The organism is Thermogutta sp. (assembly GCF_014359955.1).
Classification (GTDB): Bacteria; Planctomycetota; Planctomycetia; order Pirellulales; family Thermoguttaceae; genus Thermogutta.
The window spans coordinates 1-1,185 of record NZ_JACIYL010001064.1 but is presented as its reverse complement, the minus strand read 5'-3'; the positions used below and the strand labels follow the sequence as shown (position 1 = coordinate 1,185).

The following is a 1,185-nucleotide window of genomic DNA, read 5'->3' as shown; positions in this document are numbered from 1 at the left end:
GCCGGGGGAGCTGTTCTTCCGCCACGGGGTAAAGGTGTCCGTTGCAGTAATCCGCGATGGCGATGGCCCCATGCTCACTTCTGTAAAAGAGAGGCGTCCAGAACCGCTGGTTGGAAAAGCGAACCTCGCGATCCGGCATATCCACCGTCATCATCAGATCGGCGGAATTCGCTGGCAATCGAATGGTCACCGTGCCCGGATAAGGTTTATTATCTCTCCAGAAGAGGGTCGTCTCGCAGGAAAGCGCATCGTTTCCCGCCTTTTGAAAATTTCTCAGCACTTCACGCCGCTTGGAGTCCTCGACGACCGAGCTCCACTTATGCCCAACCCGTTTGTCGAGAACCTCCCACGCGCCCGTTTGCGGTTCGAGAACCACCTTCAGAACAGCGTTTTCCAGTACCCAGGTGTTTCCTTCCTGGCCGACGTGGGTGGCCGGTCCCTGCTGGCCGATCGCTTCGGCATCCGAGCCAATGGCGAACGGGGTCGTCACACGCCCCCCCATGACGACCAGTAGAACCCAAATGACGCACAACCAGGCCTTCTGCACGCAGCGATGATGACGGTGAGTCATGCGACACCTCCAGAGAACGACGGCAGTTTGTTTCTGAGACGCAATCGGTCTTCGGGGACACCGCACCCGCGGCCCTGGATGGGGTAAATCGTAGCGAGGACCGAGCCCGTCCTGCAGGAATGCCTACCGCTGCGCCCAGCCTGTCCAGACTTCTCGGGCGGCCCGTAAGAGGCTTTCCGGTGTCTCGGCAGCCAACTCGGGAACGACGGCCGCCCACCCGAGCATGCCAAGTGAGGCGGCAGCTTTCGCCTTTTCCGGTCGTCCGGTGCAGCGGAAACCGAACTCCCCCGGCCAACGCAAGCTGTGGGGGGCCTCCAAAAGCCGACAAAGCCCGGTCCCCGTCGGCGCCACAACCGAAAGCCAAGTCACCAGGGGTTATAATTGAGAGAGGAGCGATAATCAATGAGGACCATTGCCGCGAAGGATGAAAAGCCCACTCGTCGGACAGCCGCGCTCTCCCGGCCCGGCTTTTGATTCATCGTTACTATTGCGGAAACCGCCGAGATGGCATCGGCGCAGCGTGCTGCAGGGGCCATTCATGAATGGCCCCTACCGTCAAACGATAACTGACCCGAAGAGTTAGGGCCCGGTGGGCGAAATGGATGATCCAACGT

1 protein-coding gene is annotated in these 1,185 nt (G+C 60.2%); it reads right to left on the bottom strand.

Annotated elements, in window-relative coordinates:
• Positions 1-571 (bottom strand): hypothetical protein (locus H5U08_RS19385; protein WP_297037004.1); only part of this gene is annotated, 571 nt, incomplete at its 3' end.
• Positions 572-1,185 lie beyond the last annotated feature (614 nt).